Below are 21632 nucleotides of genomic sequence, written 5' to 3'. Positions count from 1 at the left end.
CAATTAATATAGTTTATAATTATAGAAAAATAAATATTGAACAATCAAGGAGGTTCACATGACATATATTGCAGATACAATTGATATTGCGGTAATTGGCGGTGGACATGCTGGATGTGAAGCTGCACTTGCAGCAGCACGCATGGGTAAAAAAACGATTATGTTTACCATGAGTTTAGATAGTGTAGCGATGATGCCTTGTAACCCAAATGTTGGGGGAACATCTAAAGGACATCTTGTAAGAGAGATTGATGCACTTGGTGGAGAAATGGGAAAAAACATTGATAAAACCTATATTCAATCTCGTATGCTTAATACTGCCAAAGGTCCAGCTGTACACTCACTTCGTGCGCAAGCAGATAAGAAAAAGTATACAGAAGAAATGAAAAAAGTATTAGAGAATACACAAAATCTAGCCATTAAGCAACAAGAAATAGTGGAAGTATTAGTAGAAGATAATAAAGTAATAGGTGTTATAACAAATAGAGGTGCTATTTATAATTGTAAGGCAGTTGTTCTTGCAAGTGGAACCTACCTAAAATCACGTTGCTTAACAGGCGAAAATATTGAATATACAGGCCCTAATGGACTTAAAACTTCTACAGTACTTAGTGAGCAACTTAAGGAGCTAGGAATTGAAATTAGACGTTTTAAAACGGGAACGCCAGCACGTGTAGATGCCCGTACAATAGATTTTAGTAAGATGGAACCACAACATGGTGATCAAAATATCGTACCATTTTCTTTTGAAAATACAGAGGAAAAGATTAAACGTGATCAACATCCTTGTTATTTAACATATACAAATGAACGAACACATCAAATAATTAGAGATAATCTTCATCGTTCACCGCTCTATTCAGGTGTAATTGAAGGAACAGGCCCACGTTACTGCCCTTCTATAGAAGATAAAGTAGTACGTTTTGCTGATAAAGATCGTCATCAGGTATTCTTAGAGCCAGAAGGTGAAGACACTACAGAGATGTACGTACAAGGAATGAGCTCATCTCTTCCAGAAGAAGTGCAACTTGAAATGTTACGTAGTTTACCAGGTATGGAGAAGGTAGAAGTAATGCGTACAGGATATGCAATTGAATATGACTGTGTTAACCCACTTCAACTAAAACATTCATTAGAATTTAAACATATTGATGGCTTCTTTAGTGGTGGTCAGATGAATGGTAGTTCGGGATATGAAGAGGCTGCTTGCCAAGGACTTATTGCAGGTATTAATGCAGCACTTAAAGTTGAAGGTAGAGAGCCACTTATTATTGACCGTTCCGAAGGCTATATTGGAGTTCTAATTGATGACCTTGTAACAAAAGGTACGAAAGAACCATATCGTATGATGACTTCAAGAGCAGAATATCGATTATTATTAAGACAAGATAATGCAGATCTTAGATTAACTGAAAAAGGATATAAAGCTGGATTGGTACCAGAAGAACGTTACAATATATTTGTTGCGAAGAGACAAGCAATTGATGAAGAACTAGAAAGACTTAAAAATACTTATGTAGGAACAAGCGAGAAAGTACAGGCTATTATTGCCGCTAAAGAAAGTACACCACTTCGTTCAGGTATTGCATTAAGTGAACTCCTTAAACGCCCAGAATTAAGCTATAATGACTTTAAAGAAGTAGATGAGACAAGACCAGAACTTCCAGCAGAAGTCATAGAACAGGCTATGATAGAACTCAAATATGAAGGGTATATTTCTAGACAGCTTAAACAAGTAGAACAGTTTAAAAAGTTAGAAAAGAGACTTCTTCCAGAAGATATTAACTATGATGAGGTATATAGTTTAAGGCTTGAAGCAGTACAGAAATTAAAAGAAGTACGTCCAGTATCTATAGGACAAGCATCTCGTATTTCAGGGGTATCTCCAGCAGATATTTCAGTACTTCTAGTCTATTTAGAACAACAAAAAAATAGAAACTAGTTTAATGAGGATAATCTATGGATATTAAAGAACAACTTATAGAAGGTGCAAGAAATTTAAATGTTCAATTAACAGATCAACAAGTAGAACAACTTATACAATACAAGGAAATTCTTGTTGAATGGAACGAAAAAATGAACTTAACAGCTATAACAGAGGATTTTGAAGTTATTACAAAGCATTTTCTAGATTGCTTAACGGTACAAAGTAGTATAGACCTAACAAAAGTAGAGACACTTGTAGATGTTGGAACAGGAGCAGGGTTTCCAGGTCTTGTACTTAAGATAGCTTTTCCTAATGTAAAAATTACGCTTATTGATTCACTGAATAAACGACTTAAATTCTTACAACACGTTATAGATACATTAGGATTGCAAAATATTGAATGTGTTCATGGAAGAGCAGAAGATTTAGGAAAAAATAAACTATACCGTGAAAAATTTGAAGTATGTGCTTCAAGAGCCGTTGCTAATTTAGCAGTATTAAGTGAGTACACATTACCTTTTGTAAAAAAAGGTGGCTATTTAATTGCTTTAAAGGGACAAAAATTAGATGAAGAGTTAGTAGAAGGTGAAAAAGCAATTAAAATTTTAGGTGGAGAAATCGATCAAATTTTTGATGTAGTAGTTCCTTATACAGATCTTAATCATCGTATTGCAAAAATAAAAAAAGTTAAAGAAACGCCTAGAAAGTTTCCAAGGAAAGCCGGTGAACCAACTAAAGCGCCTCTTGGACAAATACAATAGTTTATTAATTTAATAATTATAGAAACAGCTAATTTTATCTTATCAATCTATTTAGAGAGAAAAGATAGAGTTAGCTTTTTTAATGTAAAAAAAGAGATAAGTGTTCAAATAGGCACAGGTTAGATATATAATGATATTATTAGACAATATAATAATAAATGTCATTGTATAAAAACAAAAATTACTCTACTTATTGTAGTTTTTGGTAATATAATATGATATACTAATATTTACGATTGTACAATGAATAGTTCAAGAGGGGAGTATTACCAAGATGCAAAAAGAATTAACGATACAATATATAGCCGTGGATCGTGTAAGACCTAATCCATATCAACCTAGAAAAGTCTTTTCACAGTCTGCTTTAGAAGAACTTGCACATTCAATTGCAGAACACGGTTTAATGCAGCCTATTACAGTTCGTATAATAGGTAACTCCTATGAGCTTATAGCAGGGGAAAGAAGATTAAAAGCATCTAAGTTAGCTGGGCTCACTGAAATACCAGCGGTAATTGTAGAAGTAACAAATAAAAATAGTGCTGTCCTAGCACTTATTGAAAATCTTCAAAGAGAGAACCTTAACTTTTTAGAAGAGAGTGAAGCATTTTTAACAATTATGCAAGACTATGGATATACACAACAAGAACTTGCAAAAACACTTGGGAAAAATCAATCTACAGTAGCAAATAAGCTTAGAATTTTAAAACTTTCATCAGCTGTAAAGAAGAAACTTATTGAATACAACTTAACAGAGCGACATGCAAGGGCACTCCTTAAACTACCAACAGAAGAACTTCAATTAGATGTTGTTGAAAAGGTAGGAAAACAAGAATTAAATGTTAAAAAGACAGAACAAATGATTGAACAAATTCTTGTACAGCTAACTCAAGAACAGGCAGAACAAAAGAAAAACAATCAAAAATTCAGAGCCTTTGTAAGAGATATAAGATTATTTACAAATACAATTACGCAGGCAGTTGATATGATTCAACAATCTGGCATTGATGCTAAATATACAATGAAACAAGAAGAAGACGGATATGAAATTCGTATTAAAATACCAATGAATAAATAAGACAGCTTTGGAATTGCAAAAAAGTAGTATCATAAATATGATACTACTTTTTTGATGTTAGAATCAGAAGTCATCAACATCTACTTCTTCACCATAGCGAACGGTGTTAATAGATGCAAAACCATCATTAAAATCGGTACTTGTGATAAAGATACCATCATTACGAATAGGAGAAGGCCCATTAGGCTCTGTATTACAGTCTTTTAAGATTGGAACATGAGTAATAGGTTCACTAGTTGTAGTTTTAGATATAATAGATTTAGATTTTTTCTTAGACATAAGAGACTCCTATTTATAGAAAAATTTATTATGATACTAGTTAAATTAGTATATGCAATTAAAATGTTTAAATACGCTAAAACTAGACAATGCTTAGAATAGTACCTTGCTATCTAATGTATAATTATGTACAATAGAAATTATGTATAAAGACCTATTCAAAAAAGTCTAGTAAAAGGAGATCGGACATGAGTGATTTTAAATTAGAAATAGCTAAGTTATTAAGTTCACATATTGCTTGTTTAACACAAGACGAAATATACAATATGATAGAAGTACCTACAAATACTGATATGGGAGATTATGCATTTCCTTGTTTTAAACTTGCAAAAGAGTTAAGAAAAGCACCACCAATGATTGCACAAGATATTGTAGGACAAATTGGTGAAGTAAGTTACTTATCAAGAGTAGAAAATGTAAATGCTTATATTAACTTCTTTTTAAATAAAGAAGACTTAGTAAAAAGTGTACTTGAACGTGTTTTAGCAGAAAAAAATCAATATGGATTAGAAACAGTTAAGGATAAAGGAAATGTAGTAATTGATTATTCTTCACCTAATATTGCAAAACCATTCCACGTAGGACACCTTCGTTCAACCGTTATTGGACATAGCTTATATCGTATTTATGAAGCCTTAGGATACAATTGTATAGGTGTAAATCATTTAGGAGACTGGGGAACTCAATTTGGTAAGCTTATCGTAGCTTATAAAAATTACTCTAGTAAAGAAGCTGTTGAAGAAAAAGGTATTGCTGAACTTCTTAGAATTTATGTATTATTCCATGAAGAAGCAGAAAAAAATCCAGAGCTTGAACAAGAAGCACGTGATTACTTTACAAAAATGGAACAAGGTGATGAAGAATCTTTAGCGCTGTGGAGCTGGTTTAAAGAAATTAGCTTAAAAGAATTTGAGCGTGTTTATAAAATGCTTGGAGTAACATTTGATAGTTACAATGGTGAAGCATTTTACAATGATAAAATGGCTGCTGTTATTGAAGAATTAGAGAAAAAAGGCCTTATTGAAGTAAGTGAAGGTGCTAAAATTGTACGTTTAGATGATGAAAATATGGCACCATGTCTTATTACTAAAAAAGATGGTAGTTCACTCTATGCAACACGTGACATTACAGCGGCAGAGTACCGTAAAGCCACTTATGATTTCAAAAAATGTATTTATGTAACTGCACTTCAGCAAAATCTACACTTTGCTCAGTGGTTTAAAGTAATTGATAAAATGGAGTATGATTGGGCTAAAGATCTTGTACATGTGCCATTTGGTATGGTAAGTATGGAATCAGGATCATTATCTACACGTAAAGGTAATGTTCTTTTGTTAGAAGATATCCTTAAAGAAGCTGTAGATAAAACAAGAAAAGTCATAGAAGAAAAGAATCCAGAGCTTCCAAATAAAGAGGAAATAGCGATGCAAGTAGGTATTGGAGCTGTTATCTTTGATGATATGTATAATAACATTATCAAGGATATTCAATTCTCTTGGGAGCGTGTATTAAACTTTGATGGAGAAACTGGTCCTTATGTACAATATACTCATGCAAGAGCATGTAGCGTACTTAGAAAAGCAGGTATTGAAAAAGGGCATGATTTTGGTTCTATAGATTACAGTATTTTAACTGATGAAGCAACAGTTAATGTAATTAAAGAGTTGGCTAATTTTAAAACAACAATAGAAGAGGCAGCAAATAAATATGAACCATCATATATGGCAAGATATGCTGTAGATGTAGCACAAGCATTCAATAAATTTTACCATGACAATGCTATTTTGGTTGAGGATGAAAAAGTAAAAGAAGCAAGACTAGCAATTGTTATGAGTATTAAATATGTACTTGAAAATGCACTTTATTTACTAGGTATTAAAGCGCCAGAACAGATGTAAAATATAAAAACAGGATTAATTATAGTAATTAATCCTGTTTTTATATTGTGGAAAACTTTATAAAAAATAAAATAAAAAATATTGTGGATAAATATTAGTAATTTATAATAAATAAATATTATTAATTTAAAATAGAATTATCCACATGAAAAAATAAATTATAAAAAAACAACTTATCAACAACCCTGTGAATAAGTATAAAATTCTATAAGTGTTGTAAATAATGAATTAGATTAATTAAAATATTAAATTATCCACAAGTATTAAGATAAAAATTAGATTACAAATAACATAAAATGAAATAAAAGAACAAGCCTAATAATATAAATAAATAAGCTTGATAATTATAAGATGAATAGAAGTAAAGTGAGGATTTTAGAGATGAAAAAAGCTATTTTAATGTATAATCCTAAAGCAGGAAATCGACAAATTATAAATTTAGTAGATCATATTGCAGAAAGGCTACAAGAGCTAGGATATGAATTAAGATTGTATAGAAGTCAAAGTAAAGGAAGTATTAGAAAATATATTGTGGATCATTTAGAAGAGAAAGAATTAGATTTAATAATTGTTTCAGGTGGGGATGGAACTATCAATGAAGTAGTAAATGGTATGATGCAAAAAGAAATAGATATTCCTATACTAGTATTACCATTAGGAACAGCAAATGATTTTGCATATAGTGCTCATATTCCAAATGATATAGAGGAGGCTTTAAATTTAATTGAATGTGGAGAAATTAAATATGTAGATATAGGTAAAGTGAATAATCAATACTTTATTAATGTATGTAATATGGGGTTGTTTAGTGGTATATCACATATTGTGGATTTAGAGTTAAAAAAGAAATTTGGAAAACTCGCATATTATGTAAAGGGATTTGAAGAACTTCAAAACTATCAAGCGATGGATTTAGAAATTGAATTACCAGATATAAAGATTAGAGGAGATTATATACTTATTCTAGTATTCAATGGAAAAGCAGCAGGAGGATTTACTAGATTGGCTAAAAATGCAAGTATTGAGGATGGAGAGTTTGATATTATAGGAATAAAAAAAGTAGAAATTCATGATATTCCTATGTTATTTTTAAAGGTATTACAAGGAGAGCATTTAACAGATCCCAATATAGATTATTGGGTAACTAATAGAGTAAATATAAGATGTTATAATGAGGAGAAAAATTTTGTTACTGATGTAGATGGGGAGGAAGGACCAAAGTTCCCACTAAGCATAGAAGCAAAACAAAATTTATTAAGATTTTATTTAAAAAAATAAATATATAATAGAAATAGCCTATTACAGATTAGATAAGTATATCTAATCTGTAATAGGCTATTTTTAATCAATTTTATAGATCTTTAGGAATGTATCAATATAAAAAATACCTTCATAAAGATTATTATTATTTTTTTGTTGTACACAAAAATAAACTTTATTATCAGCTGCTTTAATGAGAGTAATATCTCCAGGAATAGGTGTATACTTAATGAATTGATTATGCTCAATACTATATACGCATAATAGATTTAAATCATCCATTTTTTGTGTAAAAACAATATAATCATCTGAGAGAAACAATGAGTCAATAATACCACCAGTTGCAATAACTTTAGGTGAATGATAATAATCGGTAACCAAAAAGAGTGAAGAGTTTTGTCCATGTTCTGCAATATATGCAAAGTTAGTATTCTGGGGGCAGATTGAAAGTGATTTGGGTAGGATTGTTTCATTTTTTGAGATGTATCGATGTTTATCAGGTACATTTTGATTAATAAGCATCAAATAATATTCAGACTTATTATTATGGTCTAATATTAATATATAAGGATATTTGAGTATAAAAAACTTAGTAAAAGCAGAGTTAACTGTATGTAGAAAAACTTTTTCATCTTTTTTGTAATTATAATGATAGAGTCCATAATATTGATCATTAGGATCTCTTTCTATAGTAAAGTTTGTATTAGTAGAATTATAATTAGAAGTATGTGCACTATCAAATGTTTGGAATTCGGTTACTAAATCTAATTCTGATAAAATAAGTTGTTCGCTTAACATATGTTGAAGGAAAGGGTCTATAGCAATAATATCACCATTTACAAGTTGGGCATAATTAAAATCTGATGAAAAATTTAAATTACAACCTAGATAGTTTTCAAAGAAAAGATAAGCAGGAATACTAAAACTTCCTTCAGGTCGATTAATTTCATCAATAGGTTTATTCCAAATAATACATCTCCATAAATTTGAAAGTAAAGATGAATTTGTAATATTAATAGAGACATTTTGAGTTGTATTTAATGTAAGGATAGTTGGATTTCTAGAATATAATTGATCCACATATGAAAGAATATCTAAATTATTATAGGCTAAATTATACTTACCTATATAGATATTAGAATCATCAGTAGGATATAAACTAATATAAACATCATTAATACCTTGAGAAGAATAAAGTTTTAATAAGTATCCCATATCATCATTTAAAGTCTTATGATACCAATTTGCATAAGGTTCACTATCTTGAATACTCTGTGTTAACTTATTGATTTGATCTTTATTAGATATTGAAAATAAGTATTTAGAATGATCATTGGATTTACTATAAACTTCTATTTTAGATACATTATATGTACAAGTAGTTAAATAGGCTTTTTGTAGTGGTGCAGTAATGCTACTAAAGTTAAATACAGATAGTAAAAATATAAATAGGCCTAGTAGTATAAGTTTAATTTTAAAAATATGATTTTTAGGATCAAAAAGAGAGAAAAAATACATAATGCATGCCCCTATTGGTGCAGGTATACCTAATATAATAGAATGTATACTACTACAAAATAGATAAATAACACATTTTACAAAGAAAAATGATTCCTTTTCATTTTGTTTTTTTGAAGCTTCAAGTGCTAAAGAAATAATTAATAAAATTACAAGTATTGTTTTCATAAAGGCCTCCTAAATACTAAAATTAATAAAAAAGACTTGATGCTTAGCATAGTAGAATTTAGGAAAGGGGTATATGCGATAAGGTACAATTAAATAAGCATGAAAAGTATGATTTTGATCTGTCAAGTGATTAATAGGATATTTAGATTTCATTGTAAAAGTATATGCATCTTTATTAGGAGAGCCTTCAACAAAAACATATTTACTAGTATGTTGAGGTAAAATTTCATCAAGTATATGTTGAGCTTCCTTATTATAGGTATTGGAAATAAAATATAACCAATTATCTTGTAAACCATCTTCGTATAATAAAATATAATAATGTTTTAAATCTTTAGTTGGACTAATAGTAAGTTGTACAGTTTCTACATTATCTGTATCAGCACCTATTATTATATCAAGACTTCCTATATCAGGTGTATAAAAGTGATAATTAATAAAAATAGTAATATATATAATGGTAATTAAAAATACAAATTTTGATAGTAAACTGAATTTATTTTTTTTCATTTTTCTACTCCAAAAGACAAATGTTTCACGTGAAACATTAAAATTTATTAACTGCTTATGCTATTATATTATTCATATAAGATATTTTATGATAAAAAGATATTAATAATGTAATAACTAAATATTTTATGATATACTGATTATAAAATATGCGTTATAAATTAAGAAATCGAGGTACACCTACATGAGTAAAATCATTTCAGTAGTTAATCAAAAAGGGGGCGTAGGTAAAACTACGACAGTAATTAATTTGGCAGCAGCCTTAGTAGAAAAAAAGAAAAAGGTTTTAGTAGTAGACATTGATCCACAAGGTAATACGACAAGTGGATGTGGGCTTGTTAAGAATCGTATGCCATATACAATTTATAATGTATTTACAGAAGATAAGGATATAGAAGAGGTTATTTATGATTCGCCTAATGAGAAAATTAAAGTAATCCCTTCTAATATGAATTTAGCAGGTACAGAGATAGAAATAGTTGATAAAGCTGAACGAGAGTTTATATTAAAGAAAGCACTTGAAAAAGTTACAGATAAATTTGATTTTATTTTTATTGACTGTCCACCAGCGGTAAATATTTTAACAATTAATGCATTAACAGCAGCAGATACTGTTCTGATTCCAATGCAATGTGAGTATTATGCATTAGAGGGACTATCACAATTAATGCAAACAATTAAGTTAGTAAAAGAATCAACGAATAAGGGACTTGCCTTAGAGGGAATTGTATTTACTATGTTTGATACAAGAACTAATCTTTCAACATTAGTTGTTAATGAAGTAAATAACCATTTTGCTAAATTTGTTTATGAAACTAAAATTAATAGAAGTGTACGTTTAAGTGAAGCACCAAGTTATGGAATGTCATGTATAAGTTATGACTCGAGATGCAAAGGATCAGAACAATATCGTGCACTTGCAAAAGAATTTTTAGGAAGGAATAAGAAAAAATGAGACCAAAAGGCTTAGGTAAAGGCTTAAATGCTTTATTATCAGAAGAAGTAGCACTAAATCATCAAAATGAAGGCATTAAAATGGTAGATATTAATGAGGTAGAGCCTAATTACGACCAGCCTAGAAAAAACTTTGATCAAGAAGAATTAACTGAATTAATGGCTTCTATTCAAGAACATGGTATTTTACAACCATTAATTGTAAGAACTAAAGGTGATAAATATGAAATAGTAGCAGGTGAAAGACGCTATAGAGCAGCACGTCTTGCTAAGGTAAGAGAAATTCCTATTTTGATCAAAGATTTTGATGATAAACAAGTATTAGAAGTTGCACTTATAGAGAATATCCAAAGATCTGATTTAAATAGTATGGAATTAGCTTGTGCATATAGTCTATTAATGGAACGATTTGATTATACTCAAGAAGAAGTTTCTAAAAGAGTAGGGAAAAGTAGATCAGAAATTGCAAATATATTAAGACTATTAAAATTACCTACAGATATTCAACAAAAAGTTAGGGATAGTATATTAAGTTATGGACAAGCAAGAGCTATATTAACTTTAAAAGATGCTAGCCAACAAAAAGAAGCAGTAAATTATATTATTGAGAATGATTTAACTGTAAGAGATACTGAAAAATATATTCAACAATTAATAAATCAAGAAGAAATTAGTAAACGAAAAGAACTTAAAAAGAAAGAAGAAGTACTTGAAAGACAGCAAGGTAATTATGTATTTATTAATGAGGTAAAAGAAAATCTTCAAAAATCTTTAGGAACAAAAGTCAATATTACTCAAGGAAAACGTAAGGGAAAAATAGAAATTGAGTTTTATAATCATGAAGAACTAGAAAGAATTCTTAGTAAGATACAGTAGTCATAAGTTAAGGGAGTATAGATTGTATGGAAAATGTTATAACTTTAATTGAACCATATATGTTATACATAGTTATGGTATTAGTAGTATTTTGTTTTATTCTATTTATTATGTTTATCATGAGTTTTATAAAAATGAAAAAGATACAACGTAAGTATGAAAGATTTATGATAAAAGATGATGTAGATTTGGAAAATTTACTGATTCATTATGCAAAAAAAGTTAGTCAAGTAAAAGATAATGAAGAAAAGATATTAGATAAAATTGATAAATTAAGTAATGAAATTAAGTATTGTACACAGAAAGTAGGCGTTGTAAGATATAATGCTATAGAAAAAGTGGGAGCAGATTTATCTTTTGCAATTGCAATGATGGATGCAGAAGATAATGGGCTTGTATTAAATGGTATTTATAGTAGAGATGGTTCATATATTTATTCAAAACCTATCAAATCAGGTACATCAACTTATCAATTGTCAGATGAAGAAAAGGAAGCTATTAGATTAGCTATAGAAAATAATAAAGCAGTTAAATAATAAGAAAGATGGCTAGTATGATTATATCATATTAGCCATCTTTTTTGAATTAGATATTATATAGTGCAGAAATTATAAAAATCTTAGATTCTAACAGAATAGAAATGAGATATTAAATACATTCATATTAAATAATAGCGTTATAGTTTGGAAATTAGCCATATTTAAATCAGATTATAGCTAATAGATTATTAATATTACAAGTATTTGAGATGTTTTTTGATAGATAAAGTATGAATCTTTATAAGTTGGCTAAAATAAGTTAAAAAGAGAAAGAAAGTGAAAAATATGGTTGTAACAGTAGATAATAGCCTTTATTATATTAAGCAGTACTTAGAAAATACAGGGAAATATGAAGTATATAATTCTGATCAATATATAGGGCCAGTACATGCTTGTATCTATGAACAGAATAATGAAGAAGAGTTTGTAGAAGTGCAAAATAACTTAATAAACTTAGCACAAAATGAACATGTAGATATAAGGCATGGCGTATTAATGATAAATGCAAAAAATAAAACACCCAAAGAGATTGAAAAAATTCTCTCTGAGCGTTTATATAAGAATATTTTTTAATGTTTCACGTGAAACATTTATAAAGTATTAGTAGTTGAAGGCATAAAAGAAACTTTTAAATATTTATAAATAGGTGTTGTTAAAATAATAATACCTATAATTAATGTAGTAATAAATTCAACAGATAAATAACCAGCATTATATACACTTGAATAAATCCATGGATTCATACCTTCAGGAGCATATTCTCCAAAGAAGATTGCACCTGATAGTAAATGCATACAGAATCGACCTATTATTGCAATAAAAGCACCAATGCCAAATCTAATCTGGAGAGATTTGATTGTTTTAGGAATAATACCTACAAGGCCTAGCCATGCAAAAGCAAGAGGGTAATCTAGTAAAATAGAAACCCAGTGGGCAGCATAAGCACCTTGGAAAAATTGTAAGAAACCATATGCTAAACCAGCAATAATACCAGCTGTAGGTCCACATACAAATGCAAAAAGCATAACAGGTAGCATACTTACTAAAGTCACAGAACCACCTTGAGGCATTTCAAACAATTTTATATAGGAAAGAATAAATGAAAGAGCTACGCACATTCCGCCAAAGGCTAAAGTTTTAGTAGTTAGTTTAGGCCCTACGGATTGTTTATTTGTAGTTTTAATAATAATACTTAGTACCAACACAATTAAAAAAATACTTAAGCATACCCAAATCATAGATGGGGTTTCTTGAAGACCTGATAAAAAATCTGACATTAAAAATCCTCCCTTTTTAATAAATATGTTAAGGGAGGATTTAATATAAAATAAAGATAATAAAGAACACACTTATTGTGCTATATTTACTATCTAATGTTTTACACACTTCCCTGCTGCAGCATTATCTGTGTACAGGTCCTGAGGGTCTGCTAAAATGCACTCTCAGCCCTTTTGGGCTCCCCTAGCATATTTATAAATATTAATTTAGTTTATAATAATTATTTATTATCTATCCTTATATTAATTCATTTTTATATACAAGTCAATGAAAAAAACTTATAACATTCATATTACTAATAATACAGTCTCTTTAAAGTAAAGAGAGCATAGTTTTTAAAAGTGTATTAGGTATGATAGAATATATTTAAAGAGATTATAAAAGGAGAAGGGAATGGAAAAATTTAAATATATTAAGTATTTAGCTGGAGTAATAGGAATAGTAATGACAATATGGGGAACAGTTACTATAATTCAACATAATTTAAATAGTGAAGATCAATTAAAAATCTATTCTAGCCATCAAGTTCAAGAATTGCCAATAGAATTTGGAGTAAATGAAGTTTATTCTAGCAAAAATAAAAGGATTAAATGGACAAGTATTAACTATGAAAATCTAAGTAGTAATCATGATTATACATATATCCAAATATTGGAGACTCCTACTGATAATATTAAAAATAAATTAGAAATAATAGGGGAAAAGTATAAAGAATGTAAAACAATACTAGTGAGTTTGAAACTAGATAAAGATATAAATAAAAAAGAATTAAAAGAAATATATAAAGAAGTAGAATTAATACAAGGAAAGTATACAAATATAGAAGTACTTATACCATTAGATAAAGCCGTACAAGTCTATAAGGATATACCAATTAAATATGCTTATATAGATATAAAGCAAAAAGAAGATATGGATTTATTAGAAGAACTATCTATACATTTTAAGCAAAAAGTTGAAATAATCGTTAATGACTATATATTAGAAGAACAAGAAGAACTTAGTGAACAGCTAGATTTAATGAGCCAACTATATTATTCTACCATTATGAAACTACCTAATATAACAGTAGTATTTCAACAGGGGAATGTTAATACGGCACATTATCGAATCATAGAATTCTATAATGAGATTCTTTCAAATAAAGAGTATAGACATGAACCATTAGAGAATAAAGATAACATAAGTATTGTTATATCAGATGAAGCAAATAAAGTAAGTTTTATGCCGGAGTATGATGAAAATATTGAACAAATTGATTATAAATTAAATGAAGAGACTATTTTAAAGACGTATCGTTATCCTTTTAAGTTAATGGCTGATGAGTATGAATTAGTAGATGGCGTAAATAGGTTAAAAATAATTATTAAATATAGAGATAAAGAAGACGTCATAGTACAAACATATTATTTAAAGAATAAAAGAAATAAAAGTATAGGTGAAAGACAAAGGCGTGTATCTAAAAACTATAAAGTAGAAGAAAAAAGTAGTTATGATAATCTATATATACCTGTTTTAATGTATCATGAATTTAAAGATGAAGTTGGTGAATCAGATAGTGAGCAGAGTATATCAGTAGGTACGCAGTTGTTTAAAGAGCAGCTCATTGCTTTAAAGAACGCAGGATATACTACTATAAACTTTAAAGATCTAAAAGATTATTTGGAAGGAGTAGGGGGACTGCCACAGAAACCCGTTATCCTTACTACAGATGATGGTTATTTAAGTAATTATACGATTGCTTACCCTATATTAAAAGAATTAGATATGCAAGCAACATACTTTATAACACCTAAGTATGTTGGGATAGATACAATGATGCCTCATTTTACTTGGGATCAGGCTAAAGAAATGGAAGCAAGTGGATTAATTGATATACAAAGTCATACTTATTCTCATAATTTATTAGATCAATTACCATATGGTGAAGTAATCTATGAAGCCAGTTTATCATTTGAAAAAATAGAAGAGAATCTAGGGAAAAGAGATGTAAAAGTACTTGCTTATCCACAATTCCAGCATAATTATAAGACCAAAAGATGGATTGAAAGTATAGGAGTAAACTTACAAGTAACCAATTTAGTAAGATATAAAGGTAGTACAGAAATCCAAGATATTAAACGTATACATGTAGCAAATACTACTACTCCTGAAGAGTTGCTTAAGGAAATAGAAAATTTAACAATGAAATAAAAAAGAATCCTTGATTTTTTTAAGAATACTTATTAAAATATATGATTATAATACACTAACGCTATGAAGAGAAATCAATAAGTTTAATACTTTAACAGAAAAGGAGTTCACCGGCTGAAAGACTCTTAAAGAAAAGACTTATTGTCCTAGCTCGGAGCATTACGTGATTAAGCGTAACGGTTTACTGCCGATATAGAGTAAAGAGTGATGATAACTTTAGAATTTATCATAATCAGGGTGGTACCACCGAATGTCGATTTGGTCCCTATGCAGCAATGCATAGGGATTTTTTTATTGTCTATAATTTTAAAAATGATGAAATTAAGGGAGAGAAGATCATGTTACTTAGCAAATTATTAGGTGAACGTATTAAGGAAAAACCAGGTGATGCAACAAGTATTAGTCATATTTATTTATTAAGAGGCGGATATATCAGACAAGTATCGAATGGTATTTACTCACTTTTAATGCCAGCAAAGCGTATTGCAACTAAAATTGAAGATATTATTCGTGAAGAAATGGATGCTATTGATGGGCAAGAAGTTATGTTCCCAGTAGTACTTCCAGCAGATTTATGGCAAGAATCAGGTAGATTTGAAGGTGTAGGTAATGAGCTTGTAAGATTCAAAGATCGTTCAGGAAAAGATATGGTTCTTGGTATGACACATGAAGAGGCAGCAGTACATTTAGCACGTACAGAAGCGCGTTCATATGCTCAATATCCATTTATGATTTATCAAATTCAAACTAAATTTAGAGATGAACCAAGAGCGCGTGGAGGACTTATCCGTGTAAGAGAATTTACAATGAAAGATGCTTACTCATTCCATACTTCTCAAGAAGATTTAGAACAATACTATGAACAATGTTTACAAGCATACCATAATGTATTTAGAAAAGCTGGTGTGCCAGAAGTAGTATGTGTTCAATCAGATACAGGTATGATGGGTGGTAAAGTAGCACATGAATTTATGTTACTTACTGATATTGGAGAGGATACAATCATTATCTGTGATTCTTGTGATTACCAATCAAATATGGAAGTAGCTATTTCTAAACTTGATAAATATGAGATTGCAGAAGAAGAAATAAAAGAAAATCATACACCAGGCATTAAAGATATTGAATCTTTAGCAAATTTCTTTGGCGTAGAAACACATAGACTTTTAAAAGCTGCAGTATTCGAGGTTGAAGGTAGAAAAGAACCTCTTATTGTATTTGTTAGAGGAGATTTACAAGTAAATGAATCTAAACTTAGTAAAGTTGTTCAAGCAAATGTTACACCGCTTACAAACTACGAAAATGTTGATTTAAACTTTGGTTTTATTGGGCCTGTAGGATTAAATGCAAGAAATGCACAAATTATATTTGATAGTTCATTAGAAGGTGAAACAAATTTAATTTGTGGGGCTAATAAAGATGATTATCATTTATCAGGCGTAAGTATAGTAAGAGATATAAATGTAGAAAGCTTCCATGATGTGGCTCAAGTAAATGAAGGTCATACATGCCCTCATTGTAATGGAAAGCTTCAATTCAAACGTGGGGTTGAAGTAGGTAATATATTCCAGTTAGGCACAAAATATACAGAAAGTATGCATATGACATATACCGATAAAGATGGAAAAGCAAAAACACCTATCATGGGTTGTTATGGCATAGGAGTAGGACGTTTACTTGCTTGTATCATTGAATCTCATCATGATGAATATGGTCCAATTTGGCCAATTTCAGTTGCACCATGGCAAGTACACATTTGTGTATTAGGTAGCAAAAAAATAGATATGAATGAAGTTGGAACAGATATTTATAATCGTCTAAATAATAAATGGGAAGTTATCATGGATGATCGTAATATGGGACCAGGTGCGAAATTTGCAGATGCAGACCTTTTAGGTATTCCAGTACGTATTGTAGTAGGTGAAAGAAATCTTGAAAATGGACAAGTTGAATTAATGACAAGAGATAAATCAGTTAAAAAATTGATTAATATTTCAGATCTTGAGCAAGAGGTAGAAACTCTTATCACAGAACTTAAAAATCAATTATAGGATTGATAAATAAAGCCATTTTTTTGATAATAAATAAGTAAAATTAATATAGGACAAAATAAGTACTCGAGGAAACATAGAGTACTTATTTTTATTTTACAGAAAATTGCATATAATATTAGAGCTATGTTATTATCGTCAGTATAAGGGGGAAATTATGAAACAAATCTTAAAAGTACTATTTAGTCGTCTATTTATTGTCGGTCTACTTATACTTATACAAGCGATTATTTTAGGAATTGGAATTTGGAAATTAACTAATTACTTCGTATATATGTATATTCTATTTACTATAATTAGTATAGCAGTAGTAATTTATATATTGAATAAGAAGGATAATCCTTCTTATAAATTAGCATGGACGATACCAATATTATTGTTTCCAATATTTGGTGGTCTTTTTTATTTAGTATTTGGAGGAGATAAAACAAGTAAAGCTTTTAAAAAATCTGTAAAAAGAACTTATGAAGATACAAAAGGTTTCTTGATTCAAAATGAAGAATTAATAAAACAATTGCAAGAAAAGGATAAAAATATTGCAAAACAAGTTAAATATATTTATAACTATTCTAGTTTTCCTATGTATAAAAATACAAAAGCTCAATATTTGTCTCCCGGTGAAAATTTCTTTAATGTCTTAAAAGACGAATTAAAAAAAGCTAAGTACTTTATCTTTATGGAGTACTTTATTATAGAAGAAGGAGTTATGTGGGATAGCATACTTGATATCTTAGTTGAGAAAGTAAATGAAGGGGTAGAGGTACGGGTTCTTTATGATGATGCAGGATGTATTCAAACATTACCTTATAAATATCATGAAAAATTACAAAGTTTAGGAATACAGGTGATTGTATTTAATGAGATACAGCCTAAATTATCTTTAAAGATGAATAATAGAGATCATAAGAAGATAACAGTAATCGATGGAGTAGTTGGTTTTACAGGAGGGGCAAATCTAGCAGATGAATATATTAATGCTGTTGTTAAACATGGTCAATGGAAAGATGCCAGTATATTACTAAAAGGAGATGCAGTAACAAGTTTAACATTAATGTTTTTACAAAGTTGGAATTTTGATAGGTTAGAAAAAAATAGAGAGGATTATAAACGATATTTAGTTAGAATACCAGATAAGTTCAATAATGAAGGCTATGTTCAACCTTATGCAGATAGTCCTCTTGATGAAGAGACTGTTGGAGAAAATGTTTATATCAATATGATTAATCAAGCGAAGGAATATGTATATATAAATACACCATACTTGATTATAGATAATGAGCTTATGACAGCATTAACATTAGCAGCTAAAAGTGGTATAGATATTAGAATAGTAACACCACATATTGCAGATAAATGGTACGTTCATCTTTTAACAAGGGCATATTATCAACAGCTTATAGAAGCCGGAGTTAAAATCTATGAATATACACCAGGCTTTATACATTCAAAAACTTTTGTAGTAGATGATGAAATAGGAGTTGTGGGAACAATTAATTTAGATTTTAGAAGCTTATATTTGCACTTTGAATGTGGAGTATTTATGTATAAGACATTAGCGATAGGGGAGATTAAGCAAGATTTTTTAGAAACATTAGAAGTTTGTTTGCCTATTACATTAGAAGAATGTCACAATGTAAAATGGTATACGAGATTAATGCGATCAGTTATTAGATGTTTTGCACCCCTTATGTAGTAAAGCCATAATTATTTAGACTTTTATATAGGAATTATGTAGACATCATGGATAAATATGGTATAATATAGGCGTATGTAATGCTATTCAACCCGTAAAATTTCATAATACCAACCTAAAAGAGGTACTTCCTAAATGGAGGTGCCTCTTTATTATTAAATTCGTATGAACTTAGAGATAGGAGCTTGAATATAATTAAGTATAAGTTTAGGTATATTATATGATATGGGGTGACTAAGTGATAGAAATGTGCAGAGATATTAATGAATTACATCCTAAGGTTAAAGAATTAGCAGAAGCACTATTAGAATTATGTAAAAGAGAAGGATTAAATATAAAAATAGGAGAAACCTATCGAACAGTTGAAAGGCAAGATTATCTTTATGAACAAGGTAGAACAAGACCAGGCAATATTGTAACAAATGCTAGAGGAAGTAGTATGTCATCTTATCATCAATGGAGATTAGCTTTTGATATTTATCAAAATATAAAAGGAGCTGAATATGATAGTAATATTTTGAAAAGAGTAGGAAAGTTAGGCCAAAGCATAGGATTAGAATGGGGAGGAAGTTGGTCTAGTTTTTCTGATACACCTCATTTTCAATATACTTTTGGATTATCAATAAAAGATCTAAATTTAGGGAAAAAGCCACCAGAATATATTCCAACAGTTGAAAAAATAGATCAAGAATACGAAAAAGCAGTAAATACTTTGATAGAAAAACAAATTATCAATATAAAAAATGCATGGTATCCACAGCCTACTGTAAGATATACCGCCCAACTAGTTGAAAAAATAAGCTTAGAACTAATTAAATTAGATTATGACTTACAAATTAAAATATTGAATAATAAAGGCATCGTAATAGAAGTTGAAAAATGGAAGAAGCAAGAATATAAAGAAGAAGATATAAAAGCACTAATAAAAAAAGTAGCTGTATATTTAAAAAAACAGTAGAGGGGATTCAATAAGAATCTCCTTTTTACATGTAAAAAAGTATGAGAACATTGTAATTACTGATATAATAAATAGGTGGTTTGAAATATATAAAATAGTTTAGAACAAATAGGAGAACTAAAATGTATAAATTAATTGCACTTGATATGGATGGTACTCTTTTAAGAGAAGATAAAACAATATCACAAAATACAAAGGAAGCAATAAAAAAGGCAAAAGAAAAAGGTGTTAAAATTGTCTTAGCATCGGGGCGCCCAATCGAAGGAATTGAGCGTTACTTAGAAGAACTTGAATTATTAGATCAAGATGATTATGTAGTAAGCTTTAATGGGGCTATTGTACAAAATACAAATACGAAAGAAGTAGTTAGTCGTATTACATTAACAGGACAAGATCTCGAATATTTATATCAACTTTCACAAGAATTAGGAGTAAATATTCATGCCTTTTCAAAAGATGGATGTATTACACCAAGAATGTCAGCTTATACAATCTTAGAAGGTGAAATCAATGGTATTGCGGTACACGAAGTAGATTTTAATGAAGTTCCTAAAAATGAAGAACTTATTAAAATCATGATGATAGATGAACCAGAAATCTTACAAAAAGCTATTGAGAAATTACCTAAAGAAGTTTATGACAAATATACAGTCGTAAGAAGTGCACCATTTTTCTTAGAGTTTTTAGATAAACGTGTAAATAAAGGTGCAGGAGTAGAAGCTTTAGCGAAATGTTTAAATATTAAGCAAGAAGAAGTTATTTGTATGGGTGATGCTGGAAATGATGAACATATGATTCGTTATGCAGGTCTTGGTGTGGCTATGGAGAATGCTTTTGAAGAGGTAAAAGCAATTGCTGACTTTGTTACTAAATCAAATGATGAAGATGGTGTAGCATACGTTATTGAAAAATTTATATTAGAAGTGTAATAAACATGTTGAGTATTTTTAATTAGATTGTAATATAAATATGATAATCTAAAGATAAGCAAACAAAGGGAGGACTTTAGCATGAAGAAAAAAATAGCAGTCATCTTATTAGCCTTAAGTGCAATAGGCCTATCTGGATGTACACAACAATTAGATCAAGTGAATCCTTTAGAAGAACAAGTTACTACGTTACAAAAAGAGAATGAAAATTTAGCAAAACAAGTTGAAAGCTTAACAAAGCAAATTGATGAATTAATGGAGCAAAATACAAAATTACAAGAGGAGATACAAGTTTTAGATGAAGACCAGTATACTCTTTATACTAGAGATGTAGATTCTTGGGAGATTGTAGAGTTAGAAACAATAAGTTTATCAAAAGATGAAACTATAAAAGAGAAACTTCAGCAGATAGCGAATGAAATTTCAAAGACATGTTTCGAAAATCTTGAAATAAAGGTAGAAGAAATTAAGACAATTGGAAATAAAGAAATTGCAACAATAAATCTTAAAGATAATGAAGAAGAATTAAATTGGATGAGTAATTATTTTCAAGGATCAACAGGAGCTGGAGTAACGTTAACAATTTTAGAAGAAAGTCTGCTCCAAAGAAAATCTAACTATCCATGGATAGATGGGATTGAGTTAGTTTATAATGGAGAAACATTAAGTAGTTCTCATATTGAGCTTGGTAATATCTTATATCGTTAGTGATAAGTCTCTTTATTTAATAAAGAGACTTATTCAGACCGCTGACAAAGTTATTGT

At 29.4% G+C, this 21632-nt stretch carries 19 protein-coding genes; 15 read left to right on the top strand and 4 right to left on the bottom strand.

Annotation, left to right across the window (positions count from 1 at the left end; genetic code table 11):
- Window positions 1–58: 58 nt before the first annotated feature.
- The 3 genes from mnmG (at window position 59) to noc (ending at window position 3763) form a co-directional block, all read left to right on the top strand.
- Window positions 59–1942 (top strand): tRNA uridine-5-carboxymethylaminomethyl(34) synthesis enzyme MnmG, encoded by a 1884-nt coding sequence (mnmG, locus tag PBV87_RS05385; RefSeq protein WP_271011422.1) that lies wholly within the window; start codon window positions 59–61, stop codon window positions 1940–1942.
- A 17-nt stretch (window positions 1943–1959) separates the two neighbouring features.
- Window positions 1960–2688 carry a 16S rRNA (guanine(527)-N(7))-methyltransferase RsmG gene (gene rsmG / locus PBV87_RS05380; RefSeq protein WP_053982809.1) on the top strand — a complete coding sequence of 243 codons (729 nt, stop codon included), beginning with the start codon at window positions 1960–1962 and terminating at the stop codon, window positions 2686–2688.
- A 274-nt stretch (window positions 2689–2962) separates the two neighbouring features.
- Complete coding sequence (gene noc, locus PBV87_RS05375) at window positions 2963–3763, top strand: nucleoid occlusion protein (RefSeq protein ID WP_053982810.1); 801 nt, start codon at window positions 2963–2965, stop codon at window positions 3761–3763.
- Between the two features lie 63 nt (window positions 3764–3826).
- Here noc and PBV87_RS05370 read toward each other — a convergent pair whose 3' ends face one another.
- Window positions 3827–4042: a hypothetical protein gene (locus tag PBV87_RS05370; protein ID WP_053982811.1), complete on the bottom strand. Its 216-nt coding sequence runs from the start codon at window positions 4040–4042 to the stop codon at window positions 3827–3829.
- A 188-nt stretch (window positions 4043–4230) separates the two neighbouring features.
- Here PBV87_RS05370 and argS point away from each other — a divergent pair, with 188 nt between their 5' ends.
- Window positions 4231–5940 (top strand): arginine--tRNA ligase, encoded by a 1710-nt coding sequence (gene argS / locus PBV87_RS05365; RefSeq protein ID WP_271011421.1) that lies wholly within the window; start codon window positions 4231–4233, stop codon window positions 5938–5940.
- A gap of 381 nt (window positions 5941–6321) precedes the next feature.
- Entirely contained in the window at window positions 6322–7218 is an 897-nt protein-coding gene (locus PBV87_RS05360; protein WP_053982813.1) for a diacylglycerol/lipid kinase family protein, read from the top strand.
- 63 nt (window positions 7219–7281) lie between these two features.
- On the opposite strand, the gene PBV87_RS05355 is transcribed toward PBV87_RS05360, so the two are convergent.
- Window positions 7282–8886 (bottom strand): hypothetical protein, encoded by a 1605-nt coding sequence (locus PBV87_RS05355; protein WP_271011420.1) that lies wholly within the window; start codon window positions 8884–8886, stop codon window positions 7282–7284.
- Between the two features lie 9 nt (window positions 8887–8895).
- Window positions 8896–9396: a hypothetical protein gene (locus PBV87_RS05350; protein ID WP_271011419.1), complete on the bottom strand. Its 501-nt coding sequence runs from the start codon at window positions 9394–9396 to the stop codon at window positions 8896–8898.
- 184 nt (window positions 9397–9580) lie between these two features.
- On the opposite strand from PBV87_RS05350, the gene PBV87_RS05345 reads away from it, so the two are divergent.
- The 4 genes from PBV87_RS05345 (at window position 9581) to PBV87_RS05330 (ending at window position 12338) form a co-directional block, all read left to right on the top strand.
- Window positions 9581–10351, top strand: a complete 771-nt coding sequence (locus PBV87_RS05345) for a ParA family protein (RefSeq protein WP_053982816.1) — start codon at window positions 9581–9583, stop codon at window positions 10349–10351.
- Window positions 10348–11226 (top strand): ParB/RepB/Spo0J family partition protein, encoded by an 879-nt coding sequence (locus tag PBV87_RS05340; protein WP_053982817.1) that lies wholly within the window; start codon window positions 10348–10350, stop codon window positions 11224–11226. The genes PBV87_RS05345 and PBV87_RS05340 overlap by 4 nt, the downstream gene beginning before the upstream one ends.
- Window positions 11227–11252: 26 nt before the next feature.
- Window positions 11253–11762, top strand: a complete 510-nt coding sequence (locus PBV87_RS05335; RefSeq protein ID WP_271011418.1) for a DUF4446 family protein — start codon at window positions 11253–11255, stop codon at window positions 11760–11762.
- Between the two features lie 288 nt (window positions 11763–12050).
- Complete coding sequence (locus tag PBV87_RS05330; protein WP_271011429.1) at window positions 12051–12338, top strand: YkuS family protein; 288 nt, start codon at window positions 12051–12053, stop codon at window positions 12336–12338.
- A 17-nt stretch (window positions 12339–12355) separates the two neighbouring features.
- Here PBV87_RS05330 and thiT read toward each other — a convergent pair whose 3' ends face one another.
- On the bottom strand, window positions 12356–13042 hold the full coding sequence (thiT, locus tag PBV87_RS05325) for an energy-coupled thiamine transporter ThiT (protein WP_271011417.1): 687 nt from the start codon (window positions 13040–13042) through the stop codon (window positions 12356–12358).
- Window positions 13043–13436: 394 nt separating this feature from the next.
- Here thiT and PBV87_RS05320 point away from each other — a divergent pair, with 394 nt between their 5' ends.
- The 6 genes from PBV87_RS05320 to PBV87_RS05295 all read left to right on the top strand — a co-directional run bounded on the left by PBV87_RS05320 (window position 13437) and on the right by PBV87_RS05295 (window position 21575).
- A complete protein-coding gene (locus PBV87_RS05320; RefSeq protein ID WP_271011416.1) occupies window positions 13437–15236 on the top strand; it encodes a polysaccharide deacetylase family protein in 1800 nt (599 codons plus the stop codon).
- Between the two features lie 338 nt (window positions 15237–15574).
- Window positions 15575–17287 (top strand): proline--tRNA ligase, encoded by a 1713-nt coding sequence (locus tag PBV87_RS05315; protein WP_271011415.1) that lies wholly within the window; start codon window positions 15575–15577, stop codon window positions 17285–17287.
- A gap of 157 nt (window positions 17288–17444) precedes the next feature.
- Entirely contained in the window at window positions 17445–18980 is a 1536-nt protein-coding gene (gene cls / locus PBV87_RS05310) for a cardiolipin synthase (protein WP_271011414.1), read from the top strand.
- 247 nt (window positions 18981–19227) lie between these two features.
- Window positions 19228–19938 carry a M15 family metallopeptidase gene (locus PBV87_RS05305; protein WP_271011428.1) on the top strand — a complete coding sequence of 237 codons (711 nt, stop codon included), beginning with the start codon at window positions 19228–19230 and terminating at the stop codon, window positions 19936–19938.
- Window positions 19939–20060: 122 nt separating this feature from the next.
- On the top strand, window positions 20061–20867 hold the full coding sequence (gene yidA / locus PBV87_RS05300; protein WP_053982825.1) for a sugar-phosphatase: 807 nt from the start codon (window positions 20061–20063) through the stop codon (window positions 20865–20867).
- 81 nt (window positions 20868–20948) lie between these two features.
- Window positions 20949–21575: a hypothetical protein gene (locus tag PBV87_RS05295; protein WP_271011413.1), complete on the top strand. Its 627-nt coding sequence runs from the start codon at window positions 20949–20951 to the stop codon at window positions 21573–21575.
- Window positions 21576–21632: the final 57 nt, after the last annotated feature.

Source organism: Holtiella tumoricola, from assembly GCF_027857615.1.
Lineage (GTDB): Bacteria > Bacillota > Clostridia > Lachnospirales > Cellulosilyticaceae > Holtiella > Holtiella tumoricola.
The sequence above is the reverse complement of the archived record's forward strand: the minus strand, read 5'-3'. Positions and strand labels throughout refer to the sequence as shown.